Here is a 20,857-nt window from a genome sequence, read left to right as displayed (position 1 = left end):
TAAGAATATGCTTCATACACTACTTCTACAGGTTAACTACACAGCCGATATGGCCATGGAGCCCGCTGGCGAGCTCACTCTTAGTTTCTGGGATTTAGCCCTTAAGGGTGGTTGGATTATGCTCCCCCTTGTTCTACTTTGGTTTATAGCCGTTTACCTGTTTATTGAGCGATACTGGGCAATTAAAAAGGCTCAAAAGGAAGATATTAACTTTATGAACAGGATAAAGGAGTATATCCACGACGATAAGGTGGAATCGGCCATTAACCTGTGCCAAGAGCACAACACGCCTGTGGCTCGAATGATTGAGAAGGGAATACAACGCATTGGCAGGCCGCTATCAGATGTTACCGCAGCCATAGAGAATGTGGGCAACCTCGAGATATCGAAGCTTGAAGGAGGGCTACCCACCCTTGCCACCATAGCAGGTGGTGCACCTATGATCGGCTTCTTGGGAACCGTAATTGGAATGATTAGAGCTTTTTACGATATGTCGATGGCAGGAAATAATATCGATGTTGGATTGCTATCGAACGGGATTTATACCGCCATGGTAACCACTGTTGCTGGTCTAATTGTTGGTATTGCAGCATACTTTGGATATAATATTCTGGTGGCAAAGGTTGAGAAGGTGGTGTTCACCATGGAGGCCAACACCACCGAGTTTATGGATCTACTGAACGAACCAGTATCCTAATCATTGTAAATAGCTATAACCATGGCACTAAAACGTGGCTCAAAGGTAAATGCAACCTTCAGCATGTCGTCAATGACCGACATTGTTTTCCTATTGCTAATCTTCTTCATGGTTTCATCAACCCTTGTTGCACCCAACGCTCTAAAGCTATTGCTTCCTCAGAGCAATAGCCAAACACCTGCCAAGGCCATAACAACGGTTAGCATTACCCATGATCTGCTTTTTTACGTTGAGCAAACCCCCATATCGTTTCCCGATTTGGAGAGTTACTTGGCCCAGAAGTTGCAGGGTGAAGCAGAACCAACCATATCATTGCATGTTCACCGATCGGTACCAATGGAAGAGGTGGTAAAAGTTATGAATATTGCAAAAGATAATAGGTACAAATTAATATTAGCAACACAACCCCTAAATTAAACAATTACATGTCGGATAAAACCAAAGGAATTGTAGGATCGACGATTATTCACATCACCATTATGGTGTTGTTGATCCTTTTTGGTTTTTCCACACCTCTCCCTCTACCTGGCGAAGAGGGTATTTTAATAAACTTCGGCACTAGCGATCAAGGCTCTGGGCTTCGAGAACCAAGGCCAGCACCGCAGCAGGCGGTAACGCCTACCCAAAGGCCACAGGAGCAATCGGAGCAAACACCCCTATCGCAAGATTTTGAGGAAGCTCCATCGTTACCCGATCCGGTTAAACCCACACCAACAAAACCAGCCGAGGAGAAACCAGCTGAAAAACCCAAGGAGGAGACCAAGCCAGAGGAAGAAAAGCCTAGAGAGGTCGATAGACGAGCGCTATTCCCCGGGCAGCGAACCGATGGAGACACCTCGGGCGAAGGACAAACAGGTACCGAAGGCAATCAAGGGAGTACCGAGGGATCTGTTGACTCGCAAAGCCGTGAGGGAGGAACAGTGAGCGGTGGCGATGGCATTAGCTTTAGCCTTGGGGGACGTTCTGCTTTGCAACTCCCAACGCCCGAATACCCAAGCCAAAAAAGCGGTACAGTGGTGGTTGAGGTTACCGTAGATAGGAATGGTAATGTTACCAATGCAAGGGGTGGCGTTAGGGGTTCGACAACCAACGATACCGAGCTAATTAACGCTGCCGAAAGGGCTGCCCGTAGGGCAAAATTTGATGTGAGTCAAAATGCACCAGCATACCAAACTGGTACAATCACTTACGTATTTAAGCTCCGATAACATTTCTAAAAGAATAGCAACTTAACGGCAAACACAAAAACTGCTGCCAGCACAAACCAACGAATAAATTCCGACCCTCTTTTTATTGCCACGTGCGTTGCCACCCAAGCGCCAAGCATACTTCCTATTGCCAGAATAAGCCCCAGCTTATAATCGACCTGATTATTATATATAAAAACAACCATGGCTACTAGGGTAAAAGCAAAAACAATTAGAACTTTTAGCGCGTTGGCTTTAAGCAAATCGTAGCCCGCACCTAAAACTAGGCCAGCAAGCAGAAAGAAACCTACACCTGCCTGTATAAAGCCACCGTAAAATCCTATTCCAAAGAAAATGACAATTTGTACAATGCTGGGTTTGGCGTGCACTACCTTCTCCTGTTTCTTAATCCACCTATCGGGCTTGTATAGCATTAGGAAGAACATGAAAACCAGCAATCCTCCTATGATCTTGTTCATTAGCTGATCGTCGAGATTCACAGCAAAGGCAGCTCCAATAAACGAACCCACAACAGCTGGTATGGTAAGCCATATACCCTCCTTCCATTCAAAAACCTTTTTCTGCTTAAATCGCCCCACAGCCACAAGGCTCTGCAGTAAAACGCCAATCCTGTTAGTGCCATTAGCCACATTGGGTGGCAGACCCAGAAAAATGAGTAGCGGAAGTGTAAGTAAACTCCCGCTCCCTGCAATGGTGTTGATAAAGCCAGCAACAAAACCGACCAAAACGACCAAGACGTATAACCAAAAATCCATAGCTTAGCTAAACAAGTTCAAAGGTTTATTGTAGACCAAGGTCATTTATAATACTATCGATTTTTTGATCGAGTTTGCCGTTGGCAATTTCGTATTCGGCCGGAAACTTCATAGCAGAATTAACCCCAAAGTAGAACTTAATTTTGGGTTCGGTACCCGATGGGCGGATTGAAACTCGTGATCCATCCTCGGTTACAAACTGCAAAACATCGGACTTAGGCAGCTTTATGGGGTAAATAACACTTTCCGATAGATCGTGCGTTTGACGCTGAGCATAATCATGTACTATTACAACCTTTGAACCAGCCAGGGTTTTTGGCGGATTTGACCTAAATTGCTTCATCATCTTCTGAATCTCTTCGGCTCCCTCCTTGCCCTTTTTTGTGATTGAAACTAACCGTTCGCGGTATAGCCCATACTTGGTGTAAATATCGATCAGCAGCTGATAAATCGACTTTCCTTGCTCCTTAGCCCACGCAACAATTTCGGGGAAGAGAGCGCAGGAGAGAATGGCGTCCTTATCGCGAACAAAGGTGCCAACTAGGTATCCATAGCTCTCCTCACCACCTGCTATAAATGTTTTATTGTCCTCAAGCTCTCGAATAATCTCTGCAATGTACTTAAACCCAGTAAGCACCTCAATGCACTCCACATTAAACCCTTTGGCAATATTGGCAAGCAAATCGCTAGTTACTATAGTTTTAACGATGTACTCTTTGCCCCTAAGCCTCTTTTTCTCTTTCCACTTGGTAAGCACGTAGTAAATGAGCAGGGCTGCAGCTTGATTTCCATTAAGCAGGATAAACTTGCCCATATTATCCTTTATGCCAATGCCTACCCTATCGGCATCTGGGTCGGTAGCCATCACAATATCGGCATCAATCTCCTGAGCCTTTTCGAGCGCAAGTCTCAATGCGGCAGGTTCCTCGGGGTTTGGCGATTGAACGGTGGGGAAATTACCATCAATCACATTCTGCTCGGGGATGGTTACCACAGTGGCAAACCCAAACTTGTGCAAAACCCGCGGCACCAAATCTACCCCAGTTCCATGGATGGGAGTATAAACAATCTTTATATTCCTGTGCTTTAGGTTGATATCGGGCGAAAGAGATAGGGACGAGAGCGTGTTAAGGTATATCTCATCTATCTCGCTACCAATAACCTTTATTAAATTATGATCTCCTTTGAACTTAATCTCCTTTACAGAGTCGATACTATTCACCTCGGCAATAATGTTCTTATCATGCGGAGGAACAATTTGCGCCCCATCGTTCCAATAAACCTTGTAGCCATTGTACTCCTTGGGGTTATGCGACGCAGTAATCACAATTCCACTTTGGCATTTAAAGGTGCGAATTGCGAAGCTAAGCTGTGGCGTTGGTCGTAACGCCTCGAACAGGTATACCCAAATACCATTTGCTGTAAGTATCTCGGCAGTTGTAAGCGCAAACTGCATACTATTGTTTCTTGAGTCGCACGCTATGGCAACCCGAATCTCTGGCAAATCGTTAAACTCTTTTACTAGATAATTGGCCAATCCCTGCGTAGCTTTGCCCAGGGTGTATCGATTCATTCTATTGGTTCCAGGGCCCATAATTCCACGTAACCCGCCCGTGCCAAACTCTAAATCCTTGTAAAAAGCCTCAACAATCTCCTTGGGGTTGGTTTCAATAAGTTTTTTCACCTCCCCTCGGGTTTCCTTATCAAACTCGGGCTGTAGCCATTTCTCTGCTCGTGCTAATATTTCCTGATCAATTCTCTGCTTACTCATAGGGCAAATGTTTTAAGGTACAATGTTACTAAGGCATTTCATTAAGCTCTCTCGCCAATGTGGCACAGATACGCCATAGGCATTTTTAATTTTAGATTTATCTAAAACGCTATAGGGTGGTCGCTCTGCAGGTGTAGGATACTCCTCACTACGGATTGCCGACACCTTGCAATTAAAACCATAATATGATATAGTTTCAACAGCTAGATCGTACCAGCTACATACACCTTCGTTGGAAAAATGGAAAACTTCTGGAATAAATTGTTTTGATCCTTGGCAAACAATGGCTACAATCGCCTTGGTAAGATCATTTGCCCAGGTTGGACTTCCTACCTGATCGAATACTACCCTTAGGCTATCGGTCTCTTTCCCTTTACTTGCTATGGTTTTAACAAAATTTTTTCCGAATGATGAGTAAAGCCATGCGGTACGAATTACCATCCCAACGCCCGACTGCAAAACAAACTCTTCACCCTTCAGCTTGGTATGTCCATATACTGAATTGGGCGAGGTTAGGGAGGTCTCAGTGTAAGGTGTGTATGCTTTTCCATCAAAAACATAGTCGGTTGATATATGGATTATGCGAGAGCCCAAAGCCCTAGCTCCACTGGCCAAGTATTGCGGGGCTAAAGCATTTAACTTATACGCCTTCCCTTCATCACCTTCGGCCTTATCAACTGCAGTGTAAGCAGCGCAATTAACAATGTAATGAGGTTTATGCTTTGTTAGGTAGGCTTTAACCTCCTGCTCATTGGTGATATCAAGCTCATCAACATCAGTAAAAATAAAGTGTAGCTGGGGGTAATTATCCTCCAGAGTGCGCAACTCGGAGCCAAGCTGACCATTGGCACCTGTTACCAGAATCTTTATTCTGCTAGTAGTTTCCACCGTAAACAAAGTTTGTTTCAATCGACTTGAATAAGGGTAACACATTATCTTTGGCCGAAACAATTGCGTCTGTTTCATTAACTCTCCAATCTACACCTATATCAGGATCGTTAAACCGAATACCCCGTTCGGCTGAAGCGTTATAAAGTGCATCGCATTTGTAGTTTACAATAGCTGTTTCGCTTAGCACGGAGAATCCGTGGGCAAACCCTCGTGGAATAAAAAGTTGATGCTTGCTCGCCGCATTTAGCTCGTACGTGAAATGCTTTCCATAAGTGGGCGAGTTTTTACGAATGTCAACAACAACATCAAGAATTACCCCCTGTACTACCCTCACCAATTTAGACTGTGCATAGGGCGCCAGCTGGTAGTGCAGCCCCCGTATGACACCTCGCGACGAAAGTGACTCGTTATCCTGCACAAACTGAACATCGAAACCCAATGCGCTGAACTTATCGGTATTGAATGCCTCGAAGAAGTAGCCTCGCGAGTCCTCAAATACTGTGGGTTCTATAATGAATAAATCGGGTATGGGGGTTTCAATCTTTTTCATAAGCTACAAAAAGTCTTCGTTTACAATTCTCATAAGGTACTCGCCGTACTGATTATTCGATAGCGATTGGGCTAACACGTGCAGTTGCTCTCGATTTATGAAACCATTCTTGAATGCAATTTCTTCGAGGCAAGCAATTTTTAATCCCTGCCGCTGCTCGATGGTTTGTATAAAGACAGAAGCTTGCAGCAGGCTTTCGTGAGTGCCAGTATCGAGCCAGGCCATACCCCTGCCAAGCAGCTTAACATCAAGTCTACCCTCGTTAAGGAACAATCTGTTTAAATCTGTAATTTCCAGTTCACCCCTAGCTGATGGTTTCAAACTCTTGGCTTTAGCAACCACATCGTTGCTGTAAAAATACAAGCCAGTTACTGCAAAATTTGACCGCGGATTTCGGGGTTTTTCCTCTATGCTAATCACTTTTTTGTTCTCGTCGAACTCAACAACCCCATATCGCTGTGGGTCGTTTACATAGTATCCAAAAACGGTGGCGCCATCCTCAATCTTTGCGCACTGCTGAAGAATTCCACCCAATCCATGGCCGTAAAAAATATTATCGCCAAGCACAAGACAAACCGAATCGTTACCAATAAATTCTTCGCCAATGATAAAAGCCTGAGCTAAGCCATCGGGCGAGGGCTGTTCTGCATACTCTATGCTTAAACCTAGTTCACTGCCATTGCCAAAAAGATCTTTATACAAAGGCAAATCCTTGGGGGTTGATATAATTAAAACCTCCCTTACCCCTGCCAGCATAAGTACCGACAAAGGGTAGTATATCATGGGCTTATCGTAAATTGGAATAATCTGCTTCGAAATGCTTTTGGTGATAGGATACAAACGTGTTCCGGCGCCTCCAGCAAGTATAATACCTTTCATGCTATCTGTGTGATTTAATATTTTTAAAATAATCAATAGTAATTGCCAAACCTTTGGTTAGCGACATGGAAGGCTCCCACCCATGGAGCAATGCTTTAGCCAATGAAATATCGGGCTTTCGTTGAGTAGGATCATCAAGGGGTAACTCCCTACAGGCTATTTGTGAAGCGCTTCCTGTAAGCTGAATTATCAGCTGAGCTAACTCCAGAATGGAGTTCTCCTCTGGGTTTCCAATATTAACGGGCCCCGTGATCTCGTCTCCAGTATTCATTAACCGCACCATCGCCTCAACCAAATCATCAACATACAAAAAGCTACGGGTCTGTTGTCCATTCCCATAAATTGTCAAATCGTTACCCTGTAAGGCCTGTGTAATGAAATTGGAAACTACCCGACCATCGTTTGGGCTCATGCGTGAGCCGTAGGTATTAAAAATCCGAGCAATTTTTATCCTTACCCTATTTTGCTGGTGATAACTCATGCAAAGCGTTTCGGCGCAGCGTTTACCCTCGTCGTAACAAGCTCTGGGGCCAATTGGATTAACATTACCCCAGTAGCTCTCGGGTTGCGGATGAACCTGAGGATCGCCATACACCTCGCTGGTTGATGCCTGCAAAATCTTTGCTCCTACACGTTTTGCCAACCCTAGCATATTAATGGTGCCCATTACAGAGGTCTTTACTGTTTTAATGGCATTATGCTGATAGTGGATTGGTGATGCAGGACACGCCAAATTGTAGATCTCATCAACCTCCAAAAATATTGGGTTAATCACATCATGGCGTATAATCTCAAAGTAAGGCCTGTTCATCAAGTGAAGGACATTAGCCTTACAGCCTGTGAAAAAATTATCGAGACAGATAACGTCATTCCCGTCGTTGAGCAAGCGTTCACATAGATGCGACCCCAGGAAACCAGCACCACCTGTAACCAAAATGCGCTTCATGCTGAAAAGATGTAATTTATTACCCGTGATGTTTTCAGCCCAAAGATATCTCTAGTTGGGCAAAAATGGAAAGGAAAAGGCAAGTATTCTATATATTTCTTTAAGTGAGGAACAACCAAGCATAAAAAATCGATAAAACCATAATTAAAGACAACCCATTGATTATATTAATATTGAGAGGTGATGATAGAATTTCGGATGTTTAAAAAAAGGTAAAAAAAAATCACTTTTTTTCCTATAAATGATAAAGTTATGTATTTTTGCACTCGTTTTTATTCTATCAATATTGTCTAATCCATTAATTCTGAGAAAACTGAATGATTAATCAAGAAGAAATGGCTTCAAATGAAGCGAATGTAGAAGAGACCAAAAAGCAAGTTGAGCCTGTGAAGGACGAGAAACCTGCTGAAAAAGTGAATCCACTTGAGGATTTCGACTGGGATGCTTACGCCGAAGAGGGCGGATACTCCAGCGACCGCAAAACCGAACTTGAGGCAATGTACGACGAAACTCTTTCGTCGGTTGGTGAAGGTGAAGTGGTAGACGGCACAGTAATTTCGATGAACAAGCGCGAGGTGGTAATCAACATTGGTTACAAATCCGAGGGCGTTGTTAGCTTAAACGAATTCCGCTACAATCCTGAGCTACAAGTTGGGGATACTGTTGAGGTTTACGTTGAAATTCAGGAAGACAAGCGCGGACAGCTTGTGCTCTCGCACAAGAAAGCTCGTTCACTGCGCTCTTGGGATCGTGTTAACCAAGCCCTCGACAAGGATGAGGTTATCAAAGGTTACATCAAGTGCCGCACTAAGGGTGGTATGATTGTGGATGTTTTCGGTATCGAGGCATTCCTTCCCGGCTCGCAAATTGATGTTAAACCCATTCGCGATTACGATATTTACGTGGGTAAAACCATGGAATTCAAGGTTGTTAAAATCAACCAGGAATACAAAAACGTTGTTGTTTCGCACAAAGCCCTCATTGAAGAGGAGCTGGAGCAACAGAAGAAAGAAATTATTGCCAAGCTTGAGAAGGGTCAGGTTCTTGAAGGAACAGTTAAGAATATCACCAGCTACGGTGTATTCATCGACCTGGGCGGAGTTGACGGCCTAATCCACATCACCGACCTATCATGGGGACGCGTTACGCACCCTGAGGAGATCGTTGAACTTGATCAGAAGATCAACGTGGTTATTCTCGACTTTGATGATGCTAAAAAGCGTATCGCTCTTGGTCTTAAGCAGCTTACTCCCCACCCATGGGATTCGCTTGATGCAAACCTTAAGGTTGGCGATGTAGTTAAGGGTAAGGTTGTGGTAATGGCCGACTACGGTGCATTCGTTGAGATTGCCACCGGTGTTGAGGGTCTAATCCACGTATCGGAAATGTCATGGAGTCAGCACCTTCGTAGTGCGCAAGAGTTCCTAAAAGTAGGTGATGTTGTTGATGCTCAGATCCTAACTCTTGATCGCGAAGAGCGCAAGATGTCGTTAGGCATGAAGCAGCTTAAGCCCGACCCATGGGATAAGATTGAGGAGAAGTACCCTGTTAGCTCTAGCCATAAGGCAAAGGTTCGCAACTTCACCTCATTCGGTGTTTTTGTAGAGATTGAAGAAGGTGTTGATGGACTAATCCACATCTCTGACCTTAGCTGGACTAAAAAAATTAAGCACCCAGCCGAATTCACCACCGTTGGTGCTGATATTGAGGTTGTTGTTCTTGAAATCGACAAGGAGAACCGTCGCCTTAGCCTAGGTCACAAGCAGCTCGAGGAGAACCCTTGGGATGTATTCGAGTCAATCTTCACTGTTGATTCAGTTCACGAAGGAACCATTATCGATATCTTCGATAAAGGAGCAGTAGTTGCTCTTCCTTATGGTGTTGAAGGTTTTGTTACCCCAAAACACCTTGTGAAAGAGGACGGCAGCTCAGCCAAGGTTGAAGACAAGATGGAGTTTAAAGTAATTGAATTCAACAAATCATCCAAGCGAATCATCCTATCGCACAGCCGAATTTTTGAGGATGCCAAGAAGGGTGAAGATGTAGCTGAGAAAAAAAGTAAAGCTTCATCGACACAAAAAGCGGTGAAAAAGTTGAAAGATAACTTAGAAAAGACTACCTTAGGGGATATTTCTGAGTTGGCTGCCCTTAAAACTGAACTCGAAGAGAACCAGAAGAAAGGAAAAAAGAAGGCGGCTGACGACGATAAGGAGTAAATCAAATTATTGATCACTAAAACCCTTTGCAATGGAATTTAGGATAAGCAAACTCGAGAATTACTCTCTTGTTGAAGTACTTGAAGAGAAACTAGACACAAATATTGCCCCCAGCCTAAAATCGGAGTTAGTTTTGATTTCGGGAAACGGAGAACGTAACATGGTTCTTGATTTAAGTTCCTGCCGATACTGCGATTCATCTGGCCTAAGCGCAATACTAGTGGCTAACAGGCTGTGTAAAAATGCCAACGGCACCTTTGTCCTTACTGGGCTAACCGATGCTGTTGAACGTTTAATCACAATCTCTCAGCTCGATACAGTCCTGAATATTGCTTACTCTCGCAGCGAAGCTGCCGAAATTATTAGTAAAGCCGAAAGCGAAAAGCAAGAGAAGTGACATTCTCTGTAACAATACTGGGTAGCAGCAGTGCTCTACCCACTTCGCAACGATTCCCAGCCGCTCATGCGCTCAATGTGCATGAGCGGCTGTTTTTAGTTGACTGTGGTGAGGGAACTCAAATTCAGCTCCGCAAGTACAAGCAAAAACTATCTCGGTTAGAGCAAATCTTCATATCGCACCTACACGGCGACCACGTGCTAGGCCTGGTAGGGTTAATATCTACCCTTAACCTTTTGGGTCGAAAGGCACCCCTTACTATATGGGCACATGCCCCTCTGCAGCCAATCCTCGATCAAAACCTCAAATTCTTTGTTAACGAGCTTAAGTTTAGCATCGTATTTAGAGCGCTGGATACCAAGAATAGGAAAGTGATTTTTGAAGATAAAACCCTAACCATTGAATCAATCCCTTTAAAACATCGCATACCGTCAACTGGATTTATTTTCAGAGAAAAGCCCAAGCAACCAAACATCCGAAAGGAGTTGATCGATAAATATTCAATACCCCTCGCCGATATAATCAGGATTAAAGAGGGGGCCAACTTTGTGACACCCCAAGGGCAAATAATACCCAATAGTGAGCTAACCCACGTATCGTCTCCACCCCGCTCCTACGCATACTGTAGCGATACTAAGTACTTCGACGGGTTAGCGGAGATGGTACAAGGGGTTGATTTGCTCTACCATGAAGCAACCTTTAGCAAGGACATGACCAAGATGGCACGGTCTACAGGGCACTCCACAGCCGAACAGGCTGCAAAAATTGCTGAACTAGCCAAGGTGAAAAGACTTATCATAGGCCATTTCTCGTCGCGCTACAAGGATGTGGATGTGCTAGTGAACGAGGCTCGGAAGATATTTACAGAAACCTATGCTGCCGAAGAAGGCCTTGAGTTTAAAATCAAAAGCCATAGGGAGGATATATAAGGCATTTTTCCTACCTTTGCGCAACCAATTCTAAGACACTTATCCCCATGCACAACAAGATTCTTATTCTCGACTTTGGGTCGCAGTACACACAGCTAATTGCCCGAAGAGTACGCGAGCTAAATGTTTACTGCGAAATTCATCCCTATAACAACTATCCTGCTATTGATAATTCTGTGAAAGGTGTTATCCTTTCGGGCAGCCCGTTCTCGGTGCATGACTCCGACGCCCCCAAGCCAAATCTCGATGAAATTAAGGGTAAACTCCCCCTGCTTGGGGTGTGTTTTGGGGCGCAGCTTTTAGCCCTAACAAGTGGTGGCAAGGTAATGCCCTCCCAGATTCGTGAGTATGGTAGGGCTATGCTGAGTATTGCTGACAGTCAATGCACCCTTTTCAAAGGGATTTCACAAAATACTCAGGTGTGGATGTCGCATGGTGATACAATCACTGAAATCCCTTCTGATTTTGTCATTACTGCGGGAACAGAAGATGTTAAAGTTGGCGCATACTTCATAAAGGGCGAAAAAACATTCGGCATTCAGTTTCATCCCGAGGTTTACCATACAACTGAGGGGCTATCAATCCTTAGAAACTTTGTGGTAGATGTTTGTGAATGCCAACAGGATTGGACTCCGGCATCATTTGTTAACGAAACCGTAGAGAATTTAAAATCTACATTACAAAATGACAAGGTAGTGCTGGGGTTATCGGGAGGAGTAGACAGCTCTGTTGCCGCATTACTCCTACATCAGGCCATTGGCAAAAACCTTACTTGTATTTTTGTGGATAACGGCCTGCTGCGTAAGGATGAGTTCGAACAGGTTCTTAACTCGTACAAAACCCTTGGCCTTAACGTAATTGGTGTTGATGCCAAGCAACGATTCTTTGATGATCTCAAGGGCATTTCGGATCCTGAGGCCAAGCGCAAGAGCATCGGCAAAAATTTCATTGAGGTTTTCGATGAGGAAGCCCATAAAATCTCCAATGTAAAATGGTTGGCTCAGGGAACCATTTACCCCGATGTAATTGAATCCATATCGGTAAACGGCCCCTCGGTTACCATCAAATCGCATCACAATGTAGGGGGACTACCTGAAAAGATGAACCTTAAGGTGGTAGAGCCTCTTAGGCTACTGTTTAAAGACGAAGTACGACGTGTGGGCAACGAGCTGGGACTTCCTGTAAATATCCTGCACAGGCATCCATTCCCAGGCCCAGGTTTGGGCATTAGGGTGTTAGGTGAGGTTACCCCCGAAAAGGTTCGCTTGCTTCAGGAGGCCGACAGCATATATATCAACGGACTGCGCCAGTATGATCTGTACGATAAGATATGGCAAGCTGGCGCCATGCTGCTTCCGGTGCAAACCGTTGGCGTAATGGGCGACGAAAGAACCTACGAATTTGTTGTAGCCTTACGTGCTGTAACCTCTACCGATGGTATGACAGCCGATTGGTATCACTTACCCTACGAATTTATGGCAAAAATATCCAACGAAATCATAAATAGGGTAAAGGGTATAAACAGGGTGGTTTACGATATAAGTTCAAAGCCACCAGCCACTATCGAATGGGAGTAGCATAAAACTTTTTACATACATATACGTTTAGTTAGTATCTAAAACAATACAGCTGAACATTTTACATACACCAAAGGTATACACTATGACACGTCGATTTGCATCTACCCTAGCCATTGCCATACTCACGCTTTCATCGCTACTATCGGTTGGCCAAAACGCATCCAACATGGCCATATACAAAACAGTGCGATTCCTGCAGTACGTAACGGCTGATTATGTAGATTCAATTGATGTGGATAATATGGTGGAGGAGGTAATCAAAAAAACGCTGCAAAACCTCGACCCCCACTCAGTTTATATCACCCGAGACGATGTTAGGGCGATGAACGAACCCCTAGAGGGGAACTTTGAGGGAATTGGCGTGGAGTTCAATATTCTTAATGACACGCTAATGGTAGTAAACCCCGTGCCAGGTGGCCCATCGGAGCGGGTTGGTATTTTTGCTGGCGATCGAATTATTTTCATCGACGATGAAAATGTTGCAGGCATTGGGCTTAAGAATAGCGATGTGTTCAAACTCCTGCGAGGCGATAAAGGTACACAGGTAACCGTTCGGGTGATGAGGAAAGGTATTTCCGACCTTATCGAATTTAACATCACCCGCGATCGCATTCCTATCCACAGCCTCGACGCTGCCTATATGATAGACTCACGCATTGGGTATATCAAGCTAAACAGGTTTGCACTTACCACCGAGGATGAGTTTCTTGAGGCTATAGCAAAGCTGAAAAAGGAAAGGATGCAGGATTTAATCCTCGACCTGAGAGGTAACGGAGGAGGATATCTAAACGCCTCAGTTGCACTAGCCGATCAGTTTCTCGATAAGGACAAGCTTATAGTTTACACCGAGGGCCGTTCGGCACCAAGAACCGACTTCGTATCAACAATAAATGGCGAGTTTAAAAAAGGACGACTTGTGATTCTAATTGACGAGGGTTCGGCCTCAGCCAGCGAAATTGTATCGGGAGCGGTGCAGGATTGGGACAGGGGAATTATTATTGGTCGTCGTTCGTTTGGCAAAGGGCTTGTACAAAACCAACTCCCCCTACCCGATGGTTCAATGATAAGGCTTACCGTGGCCCGGTACCATACACCCACTGGAAGGGTAATTCAAAAGCCATACAGTACGGCCAACCTTGACAATTACTACAACGACCTTAACGCTCGTTACTCCAAAGGCGAGCTGTTCAGCGCCGATAGCATATCAATTCCTGACTCACTGAAGTACAGCACCCTATCGAAAGGCAAAACAGTATATGGAGGTGGTGGAATTATGCCCGATATATTTATCCCATTCGATACAACATTCTACACCGACTATTACGGTAAGCTCATTAGGATGGGCATAATAAACCAGTTTGTACACACCTTTGTTGATAAAAACAGGGCACAGCTCAACAAAAGCTACTCCAACTTTCGGAAATTTGATCAAAATTTCCAGATCACTAGCGAAATAATGGAGGAATTGGTTACCTTTGCCGAGAATTCGAAACTACCCTCCGATGCCGATGGACTAGAAACCTCTGGCGACGAGATACGCAAACAGCTCAAAGCATTAATTGCCCAAAGTTTATTTTCAACTAATCATTACTTTCAAATCGTAAATCAGAACAATATGGCCCTCCAACAAGCCATCGAGGTGTTAAATAACTGGGACAGTTACAAACATCTTGTAAAAGAGTAACCTAAACCTGGGAATCTCCAGGCTTTAGTATCACCTGTGAAAATGCCGTAATATTCGCTACCACCAAGGGGTAACGGATCTCAAGCCATCAAAGGTGCTTTGCGTTAAGCCTGCCAAGGGATATTGCTATGCAATGTTGTTATGTAATGGATACACATGGGGGTCAGAAAATGTTCGCAACAACTCAACTACATTAAATGGAGACAAAAACAGATTTTACGCAGCTTGGACTATCCGAGGAAACCCTAAGAACCATAGCTGCAAAAGGGTTCGAAACACCCACCCCTATCCAAAAACTTTCAATCCCTGTACTTATCCACGAACAGTGCGATATTATTGCCCAGGCCCAAACCGGAACAGGTAAAACCGCAGCATTTGGGTTACCCATTATCGAGAAGCTTAGCACTAACGCCAACCAGAATGTAAAAGCGCTTATTCTTGTGCCTACCCGTGAGCTTGCCCTACAGGTTACAGATGAAATCATCTCGTTCAGAGGAAAACGCGATATCAATGTAATCACTCTATACGGAGGGCAATCCATCTCGGAACAACAGCGACGACTTCGTCGTGGTGCCGATGTAGTGGTAGGAACCCCCGGCCGAATTCTCGACTTGCTCAAACGAAACGATCTTATTCTTGATGATTTGGAGTGGGGTGTGCTCGACGAGGCCGATGAGATGCTAAATATGGGCTTTATTGAGGATATTGAGGCCATTCTGAGCCACACCCCCGAGCAGAAAAGAATGCTGCTATTCTCGGCCACCATGCCCGATAGAATTGTGAAGCTGGCCAGTAAGTTTATGAAATCGCCAAAGAAGCTCACCGTTGGCAGCCAAACCCGGACCACCGACCTAGCCGATCAAATTTATTTTGAAGTTCGCAAAGCTGATAAATTTGACGCTTTAACCCGTATTATCGATATTGAGCCTGAGTTTTATGGTTTAGTGTTCTGTAGAACGAGAGTTGATGTTGATGAGCTATCATCAAGGCTACTGGAGAGAGGCTATTCAAGCGAGGGTTTGCACGGCGATATATCGCAAGCGCAGCGCGAAAAGACGCTTAAAAAATTCAGAAACAAATTCATCAATATCCTTGTGGCCACCGACGTGGCAGCCCGAGGTATCGACATCTCCGACCTGTCGCATGTAATTAACTACAGCCTACCACAAGACCCCGACTCCTACATCCACCGAATTGGACGTACAGGTAGAGCAGGTAAAGAGGGAACAGCCATTACCTTCATCACCCCCGATGAGTACCGCAAATTTCTCTTCTTTCAAAAAACCATCAAATCGAACATTCGCAAAGAGGTGCTTCCCAACGCTCAAGACATTATAGAAATGAAGAAACTGAGGATTAAGGAAGAGCTTCAAAGCATTGTGGAAAGCGAAGGTTATATGGATTACCTAGGAATGGCCGAAGGACTTTTAGAAGTTAACAGCCCTGAGGTTGCCCTAGCATCGTTGCTTCGCATGGCTTTTAAAAATCAGCTTGAGGAGAGTAGCTACGCCGAGGTACGCAGCTTTAAGGTTGATAACAAGGGAACCACCAGGCTATTCATTGCCCTTGGTAAAAAGGATGGAATGAATCCGAGAAAGATATCATCTTTCATTCGGGATAAGGTAAGGGTATCCGACAATAAAATTGATGATATTGGAGTATACGATGAGTTTTCGTTTGTATCGGTTCCTTTTGCCGATGCCGACGCTATACTTAAAGCTTTCTCGAGCAAAACTCAGGGAGGCAAACCCCTTGTTACCAAAGCAAAATCAAGATCATAATTTTTTAAACTGATATGGAGGAAAAGAAAGAATTTATTGCAAAAACCCTTCAGGGGCTTGAAGAGATTTTAGCTGATGAGCTGAAAGCAATAGGTGCAACAGATGTGAAGGCTCAGAACCGAATGGTTAGCTTTACTGGTAATACCGAAACGCTTTACCGGGCCAACTTTCAAACGCGAACAGCTACTCGAATTTTGATGCCAATTTATGAGTTTAAGGCACGAAACGAGGAGGAGCTTTACGGTATTGCCAAGAAATTTGACTGGACCAGCGTAATGGAGCTATCGCACAAATTTGCTGTTGATGCTACCGTTAACTCGGAGATATTTACACACTCGCACTACGTTGCCCTGAAGCTTAAGGATGCTGTTGCCGATCATTTCAGGGATAGGTTTGGGCGTCGTCCGTTTGTCGACCCTAAGAAACCACATATCCAACTCCATATCCACATATCCGATCAGGATTGCACCATTTTACTCGACTCATCAGGCGAATCGCTTCATAAAAGGGGGTACAGGCTACATCAAGACGTTGCCCCAATAAACGAGGTGCTAGCGGCTGGCCTTATCAAGCTGTCGGGCTGGGATGGCACAACTCCATTTATTGACCCCATGTGCGGTTCGGGTACAATTTTAATTGAGGCAGCGTTAATTGCCAGGGGTATTGCTCCCGGAGTATTTCGCAAGCATTTTGGATTCGAAAACTGGCTCGATTTTGAGAAGGATACCTTTGAGAGGGTTTTTAACGACGAAAGCTATGAGCGCGATGTAAATCCTACCATTATTGGCGGAGACCTATCGAAGCGAGCTGTAGAAATTGCCATAAGCAATTTTAAGAATGCTGGGATGAATAAGTTTATCGACATAGAGAAACGATCGATTTTCGACTTTTTCCCACCCGAAGGACCAGGGTTTGCAATTACCAATCCGCCTTACGGTGAACGGCTACGAAAAGAGCAGATTACCACCTTTTACAAGCAGGTAGGCGATTGTTTTAAGCAGCGGTACCTAGACTATAACGTATGGATGATTAGTGGCAATTTGGAGGCAATTAAAAACTTTGGATTGCATCCATCAAAAACCTACACGTTATTTAACGGCCCACTTGAATGCAAATATCAGAAGTTTGAAATTTACCCTGGCAGCAAAAAGGCTAAATACAAGGAGTAACTATTTTGTAAAACAAAACACTAACCCCCTCTTCTACAAAGGGGGTTTTTTATTTTTACCATCACCTGCAAACATCAACTCGATGAAACAAGCAAACAGGCGCATGGTCTTGTGATATTTATCACAAGGCTCAGGGCAGTTCAGCACGAATAGTAAATTTTATCAAAAAAAAGAACATATACTCTAGGAATTACACACTTATAAACATTTCAATTGCTTATGTTTGCAACAAATTAATTTGCAAACCATAAATTATTTTTAACATTTCATGCAAATTATTTATATATTTGTTTTAAGATCGTTTTAACCAATAATTTTAACATCGCACCTCGATGAGCAAATTTCTTGACGAATGCTTTGAACAAATGAACCAGGGAGAGGTGGTTGTTTCCTATCGGGGGTCTATTAATGCCGATGTAATTGCAGATACGCTAGGCCTTGTTGAAGCAAAGCTTGAGGATACCGAAATACATAACAGCATTAAGAAGAAGCTTTACAATGTATTGGTTGAGGGTCTTCAGAACCTGTATCATCACGTGGATATGCCCAAGGAGTTGACCTCCCAGGAACACCCAGAATCAAACTTTGGCGTCTTCATCATCAGCAAATTACCCGAAACATTCAGGATATCAACAGGGAATTTCGTGCAGAAAAACCGAATTGATGATATAAAAGAAAAAATTGACAAGATTAATTCGCTTTCGAGTGAAGAGTTAAAAGATTTTTATAAATTTGTTCTCAACAATCAGAAGTTCTCGGAGAAGGGTGGCGGAGGCCTTGGGCTAATTGATATAGCCCGAAAAACTGGAAACAAGCTGGAATACAACTTCTTCCGATACAACGATCAGTACTACTTCTTTAATCTAACTGTATATATTAACTTTTTGAAATAACACCCTGAAAAATATACAACTATGGAATTGATAAATATTGAAGGGACTCCCAAAACACCAACTGTAACCATGAATCCCGAGACTGGGGTTGTTGCAATAAAAGGTAGATCAATTCCCGAGAACTCTATTGAGTTCTATAAGCCAATTGTTGATTGGCTTGAGGAATATGCCAAGGCTCCACAGGCTAAAACAGTTGTTAATGTACAGCTAGAGTACTTTAACACCAGCTCATCAAAATGTATTCTTGATGTATTCAAGAAGCTAGAGGTTCTTAAGAAGGATCAAAATGAGGTGGTAATTAACTGGTACTACGAGGAGGACGATGAGGATATGTTGGAAGCTGGCGAGGACTACGAGTCGATAATTAAAGTACCTTTTAAAATGATTCAAATAGTTGACTAGTTCAACTGTTAAATTAATATTGCTTAAGACTAAATGGCTAGCTATTTAGTCTTTTTTTATAACCACAATACCACCAGAACTCAGCCGGCTGATACATCTAAATTACAAAAAAAAACGATGGGCTATTCGTAATGAATGCCCACCGTATTATGGAATACAATTGGATTTTATTTCTTTCCTTTCTTCTGAACCTGCTGTTGCTTGGCCATCTCCTCAAGCCTAGCCTGAAACTTCGACTTCTTTTGAGGCTTCTTTGCGTTCTCGTTAAGCTTACGGAGAATAGCTTCATCGTCAACCGTGCTACGAATTAGTAGGGTTTGTCCCAATGTAATTACGTTTGACAGGAAGTAGTAATAGCTCAACCCTGCTGGGAATTTATTGAACATAAACAGAAGCATAACAGGCATCATATATAGCATCATAAACTTCATGCCGGGCATCTGCGCATTGGTGTCGGCCATTTGTCCGGAGTTCATCTTTGAACTTAAGAACAATGTGGCTGCCATTAGCAGTGTAAATAAGCTTATATGATCGCCATAGAAAGGGATTTCGAATGGCAAGCTTAATACTGAATCGTAGGTCGATAGATCTTCTGCCCATAGGAAGCTCTGCTGACGAAGCTCAAACGATGCAGGGAAGAACCTAAACATAGCAATTAGGAACGGGAACTGAATAAGCATGGGTAAACACCCTCCCATTGGGCTAACTCCTACTTTTTTGTACAAATCCATAGTAGCCTGCTGCTTCTTCATGGCATCCTCTTTCTTAGGATACTTTGCGCCTATGGCATCAACCTTGGGTTTAAGTACCCTCATCTTGGCCTGACTTAGGTACGATTTGTAGGTTAGTGGGAATAGTACAATTTTAATAATAAGAGTAAGAAGTAGAATTATCAAACCGTAGCTAGCAATCTTATTATCTAATAGGTCGAAAATGAAGATTATGACGTATCGGTTTATCCACTTGATAATCCAGCTGCCAAGGGGTACCACATCCTCAAAACCATACTCATACGATTTAAGCGTATTGAAGTGGTTGGGCCCAAAGTACATCTTCATACTATGCTCATCCTGGTTGGGATTATCAATTGGGATGGCTATACGCGAAGCCAAGCGCTTAATGTTTTCACCATCAACCAGCTTGGTGCTACTTAGCCTAGCATTAAGGAAGTTATCTTCGGATATTAAGAATGTGGAGAAGAATTGCTGCTTGTAGCCAATCCACTTAAGCCTGTTGGGCACATCCTCGGAAACCTCATCGTTTCTGGGGCTTAGCTCATCAAAATCGCCAGCGGCAAAGCGGTAGGCAATGGTTGTGTACTCGCTCTCCTTAACGGGATTCTTCTCAAGCTGTGGGCTATACATATCCCACACCATATCAACAGCATTAATATTGCTTGGGAAAATGCCCCCCATATTGGTAAAGCGAATATCAAAATCGATAATATGCGAATTTGGGTGAATGGTGTATACATAATCAATAAACGATGCCTCACCAGCGGCTAAACGCATGGTAAGGGTTTGCGATGAGGTTCCGCTGGCAACAATTAGCGTATCGGGGGTATTGGGGGTAAAGTGCAACTTGTGGGTTTCCACATTGTTGTTGTTTCCCCAAAATTGTAGGCCAAAGATGTTCTTATCATCAGCAAAAAGCAATAGTGGCTCCTGGTTATACTTTTTGTAATCCTTCACCTCTGCTGAGTATACTGCACCTCCACGAGTTGATATTTTTAACCTAATCAACTCATTCTCAAGAGTAATAAACTTATCATGTGCGCTTACAACGTTGGCAAAACCAGCTGACTGCAACGACTGACTTTCATCTTCCTGAGCCATAGCCCTCTCTTGTTCTGCTTGCAATGCAAGGGCTTGTCGCTCCCTAATGTCTCGCTCCTGCTCCGCCTTAACCAACGCAAGAGAGTCGCTTCTTCGTTTGGCAGCCTCAATCTGCTCCTGCGAGGGCTTGTTAAAGTAGCTAAATCCTATTAAAATAAGGAAAATAATAACTAATCCGGCTATTGTATTTCTATCCATTTCTAGATGTTATATAGTAATTAATGACAATGTTTTGAAAGGGTACAAAGTTAACCATAAATGATAAAATTTACGT

General features: G+C 43.6%; 19 protein-coding genes. 12 read left to right on the top strand and 7 right to left on the bottom strand.

Annotation, left to right across the window (positions count from 1 at the left end; all coding sequences use genetic code 11):
* The first annotated feature begins 49 nt into the window (after window positions 1-49).
* From G8O23_RS03850 to G8O23_RS03840, 3 genes are read left to right on the top strand one after another with little or no spacing between them, the layout of a single operon-like run.
* Window positions 50-697 carry a MotA/TolQ/ExbB proton channel family protein gene (locus G8O23_RS03850; RefSeq protein WP_166362035.1) on the top strand — a complete coding sequence of 216 codons (648 nt, stop codon included), beginning with the start codon at window positions 50-52 and terminating at the stop codon, window positions 695-697.
* 21 nt (window positions 698-718) lie between these two features.
* Complete coding sequence (locus G8O23_RS03845; RefSeq protein WP_166361944.1) at window positions 719-1,114, top strand: ExbD/TolR family protein; 396 nt, start codon at window positions 719-721, stop codon at window positions 1,112-1,114.
* An 8-nt stretch (window positions 1,115-1,122) separates the two neighbouring features.
* On the top strand, window positions 1,123-1,905 hold the full coding sequence (locus G8O23_RS03840; RefSeq protein ID WP_166361942.1) for a TonB family protein: 783 nt from the start codon (window positions 1,123-1,125) through the stop codon (window positions 1,903-1,905).
* A gap of 5 nt (window positions 1,906-1,910) precedes the next feature.
* Here G8O23_RS03840 and G8O23_RS03835 read toward each other — a convergent pair whose 3' ends face one another.
* Genes G8O23_RS03835 through G8O23_RS03810 form a run of 6 tightly spaced genes read right to left on the bottom strand, consistent with a single transcriptional unit; the run spans window position 1,911 to window position 7,697 of the window.
* Window positions 1,911-2,660, bottom strand: coding sequence for a sulfite exporter TauE/SafE family protein (locus G8O23_RS03835; RefSeq protein ID WP_166361940.1), 750 nt, complete (start codon window positions 2,658-2,660; stop codon window positions 1,911-1,913).
* Between the two features lie 25 nt (window positions 2,661-2,685).
* A complete protein-coding gene (locus tag G8O23_RS03830) occupies window positions 2,686-4,431 on the bottom strand; it encodes a phospho-sugar mutase (protein WP_166361939.1) in 1,746 nt (581 codons plus the stop codon).
* A gap of 12 nt (window positions 4,432-4,443) precedes the next feature.
* Window positions 4,444-5,301, bottom strand: a complete 858-nt coding sequence (gene rfbD / locus G8O23_RS03825; protein ID WP_166362034.1) for a dTDP-4-dehydrorhamnose reductase — start codon at window positions 5,299-5,301, stop codon at window positions 4,444-4,446.
* A gap of 4 nt (window positions 5,302-5,305) precedes the next feature.
* Window positions 5,306-5,872 (bottom strand): dTDP-4-dehydrorhamnose 3,5-epimerase, encoded by a 567-nt coding sequence (gene rfbC / locus G8O23_RS03820; protein ID WP_166361937.1) that lies wholly within the window; start codon window positions 5,870-5,872, stop codon window positions 5,306-5,308.
* Window positions 5,873-5,875: 3 nt separating this feature from the next.
* Complete coding sequence (gene rfbA, locus G8O23_RS03815; RefSeq protein ID WP_166361935.1) at window positions 5,876-6,751, bottom strand: glucose-1-phosphate thymidylyltransferase RfbA; 876 nt, start codon at window positions 6,749-6,751, stop codon at window positions 5,876-5,878.
* A 1-nt stretch (window position 6,752) separates the two neighbouring features.
* Window positions 6,753-7,697 (bottom strand): UDP-glucuronic acid decarboxylase family protein, encoded by a 945-nt coding sequence (locus G8O23_RS03810; RefSeq protein WP_166361933.1) that lies wholly within the window; start codon window positions 7,695-7,697, stop codon window positions 6,753-6,755.
* Between the two features lie 335 nt (window positions 7,698-8,032).
* Here G8O23_RS03810 and rpsA point away from each other — a divergent pair, with 335 nt between their 5' ends.
* The 9 genes from rpsA to G8O23_RS03765 all read left to right on the top strand — a co-directional run bounded on the left by rpsA (window position 8,033) and on the right by G8O23_RS03765 (window position 18,748).
* Entirely contained in the window at window positions 8,033-9,913 is a 1,881-nt protein-coding gene (gene rpsA / locus G8O23_RS03805; protein WP_166362032.1) for a 30S ribosomal protein S1, read from the top strand.
* A gap of 31 nt (window positions 9,914-9,944) precedes the next feature.
* Complete coding sequence (locus tag G8O23_RS03800) at window positions 9,945-10,310, top strand: STAS domain-containing protein (RefSeq protein WP_166361931.1); 366 nt, start codon at window positions 9,945-9,947, stop codon at window positions 10,308-10,310.
* A complete protein-coding gene (locus tag G8O23_RS03795; RefSeq protein ID WP_166361929.1) occupies window positions 10,307-11,239 on the top strand; it encodes a ribonuclease Z in 933 nt (310 codons plus the stop codon). Before G8O23_RS03800 ends, G8O23_RS03795 begins: the two co-directional genes overlap by 4 nt.
* A 47-nt stretch (window positions 11,240-11,286) precedes the next feature.
* A complete protein-coding gene (gene guaA, locus G8O23_RS03790; protein ID WP_166361927.1) occupies window positions 11,287-12,816 on the top strand; it encodes a glutamine-hydrolyzing GMP synthase in 1,530 nt (509 codons plus the stop codon).
* A gap of 85 nt (window positions 12,817-12,901) precedes the next feature.
* Window positions 12,902-14,503, top strand: coding sequence for a S41 family peptidase (locus G8O23_RS03785; RefSeq protein ID WP_166361925.1), 1,602 nt, complete (start codon window positions 12,902-12,904; stop codon window positions 14,501-14,503).
* Window positions 14,504-14,700: 197 nt separating this feature from the next.
* Complete coding sequence (locus tag G8O23_RS03780; protein WP_166361923.1) at window positions 14,701-16,284, top strand: DEAD/DEAH box helicase; 1,584 nt, start codon at window positions 14,701-14,703, stop codon at window positions 16,282-16,284.
* 14 nt (window positions 16,285-16,298) lie between these two features.
* Entirely contained in the window at window positions 16,299-17,453 is a 1,155-nt protein-coding gene (locus G8O23_RS03775; protein ID WP_166361921.1) for a THUMP domain-containing class I SAM-dependent RNA methyltransferase, read from the top strand.
* A 332-nt stretch (window positions 17,454-17,785) separates the two neighbouring features.
* Window positions 17,786-18,346 carry a SiaB family protein kinase gene (locus G8O23_RS03770; protein ID WP_166361919.1) on the top strand — a complete coding sequence of 187 codons (561 nt, stop codon included), beginning with the start codon at window positions 17,786-17,788 and terminating at the stop codon, window positions 18,344-18,346.
* Window positions 18,347-18,367: 21 nt separating this feature from the next.
* A complete protein-coding gene (locus G8O23_RS03765; protein ID WP_166361917.1) occupies window positions 18,368-18,748 on the top strand; it encodes a DUF1987 domain-containing protein in 381 nt (126 codons plus the stop codon).
* 167 nt (window positions 18,749-18,915) lie between these two features.
* Here the strand turns inward: G8O23_RS03765 and yidC are convergent, their stop codons facing one another.
* Window positions 18,916-20,781 carry a membrane protein insertase YidC gene (gene yidC / locus G8O23_RS03760; protein WP_166361915.1) on the bottom strand — a complete coding sequence of 622 codons (1,866 nt, stop codon included), beginning with the start codon at window positions 20,779-20,781 and terminating at the stop codon, window positions 18,916-18,918.
* Between the last annotated feature and the right edge of the window lie 76 nt (window positions 20,782-20,857).

The sequence above is a fragment of the Perlabentimonas gracilis genome, from assembly GCF_011174675.1.
Taxonomy (GTDB): domain Bacteria; phylum Bacteroidota; class Bacteroidia; order Bacteroidales; family Tenuifilaceae; genus Perlabentimonas; species Perlabentimonas gracilis.
This window is presented reverse-complemented; position numbering and strand designations above follow the sequence as displayed.

Excerpts from the sequence above, each read along its gene's own strand:
- G8O23_RS03850 (WP_166362035.1), top strand. The coding sequence starts at position 50 with ATGGCCATGGAGCCCGCTGGCGAGCTCACTCTTAGTTTCTGGGATTTA.
- G8O23_RS03845 (WP_166361944.1), top strand. The coding sequence starts at position 719 with ATGGCACTAAAACGTGGCTCAAAGGTAAATGCAACCTTCAGCATGTCG.
- G8O23_RS03840 (WP_166361942.1), top strand. The coding sequence starts at position 1,123 with ATGTCGGATAAAACCAAAGGAATTGTAGGATCGACGATTATTCACATC.
- G8O23_RS03835 (WP_166361940.1), bottom strand. The coding sequence starts at position 2,660 with ATGGATTTTTGGTTATACGTCTTGGTCGTTTTGGTCGGTTTTGTTGCT.
- G8O23_RS03830 (WP_166361939.1), bottom strand. The coding sequence starts at position 4,431 with ATGAGTAAGCAGAGAATTGATCAGGAAATATTAGCACGAGCAGAGAAA.
- rfbC (WP_166361937.1), bottom strand. The coding sequence starts at position 5,872 with ATGAAAAAGATTGAAACCCCCATACCCGATTTATTCATTATAGAACCC.
- rfbA (WP_166361935.1), bottom strand. The coding sequence starts at position 6,751 with ATGAAAGGTATTATACTTGCTGGAGGCGCCGGAACACGTTTGTATCCT.
- G8O23_RS03810 (WP_166361933.1), bottom strand. The coding sequence starts at position 7,697 with ATGAAGCGCATTTTGGTTACAGGTGGTGCTGGTTTCCTGGGGTCGCAT.
- rpsA (WP_166362032.1), top strand. The coding sequence starts at position 8,033 with ATGGCTTCAAATGAAGCGAATGTAGAAGAGACCAAAAAGCAAGTTGAG.
- G8O23_RS03800 (WP_166361931.1), top strand. The coding sequence starts at position 9,945 with ATGGAATTTAGGATAAGCAAACTCGAGAATTACTCTCTTGTTGAAGTA.
- guaA (WP_166361927.1), top strand. The coding sequence starts at position 11,287 with ATGCACAACAAGATTCTTATTCTCGACTTTGGGTCGCAGTACACACAG.
- G8O23_RS03785 (WP_166361925.1), top strand. The coding sequence starts at position 12,902 with ATGACACGTCGATTTGCATCTACCCTAGCCATTGCCATACTCACGCTT.
- G8O23_RS03780 (WP_166361923.1), top strand. The coding sequence starts at position 14,701 with ATGGAGACAAAAACAGATTTTACGCAGCTTGGACTATCCGAGGAAACC.
- G8O23_RS03775 (WP_166361921.1), top strand. The coding sequence starts at position 16,299 with ATGGAGGAAAAGAAAGAATTTATTGCAAAAACCCTTCAGGGGCTTGAA.
- G8O23_RS03770 (WP_166361919.1), top strand. The coding sequence starts at position 17,786 with ATGAGCAAATTTCTTGACGAATGCTTTGAACAAATGAACCAGGGAGAG.
- G8O23_RS03765 (WP_166361917.1), top strand. The coding sequence starts at position 18,368 with ATGGAATTGATAAATATTGAAGGGACTCCCAAAACACCAACTGTAACC.
- yidC (WP_166361915.1), bottom strand. The coding sequence starts at position 20,781 with ATGGATAGAAATACAATAGCCGGATTAGTTATTATTTTCCTTATTTTA.